We start from the raw sequence: 253 nt of genomic DNA on the forward strand, positions 1-253 counted from the left end.
AACCCTTGACCCCCTGCTTGCAAAGCAGGTGCTCTCCCAACTGAGCTATACCCCCGCGCTACTTGCGTTTCGGGTTTCGCTGTCCCTTATGCTTTGAAGATCTCGCATTTCTGCAAGGCCTTCAAAATTGAACAATACTGAAACTTGCTTTCCTGTCCATTCAACCAAAGTCCAGCTTTGACTGAATGTCTGACTCCCTAGAAAGGAGGTGATCCAGCCGCACCTTCCGATACGGCTACCTTGTTACGACTTC

At 49.8% G+C, this 253-nt stretch carries 1 rRNA gene; it reads right to left on the reverse strand.

The window, feature by feature from the left end:
• Nucleotides 1–201 precede the first annotated feature (201 nt).
• Nucleotides 202–253, reverse strand: a 16S ribosomal RNA gene (locus WS40_RS11130); the annotation flags it as partial.

This window comes from Ruminococcus sp. N15.MGS-57, from assembly GCF_000980385.1.
Classification (GTDB): Bacteria; Bacillota; Clostridia; order Oscillospirales; family Ruminococcaceae; genus Hominimerdicola; species Hominimerdicola aceti.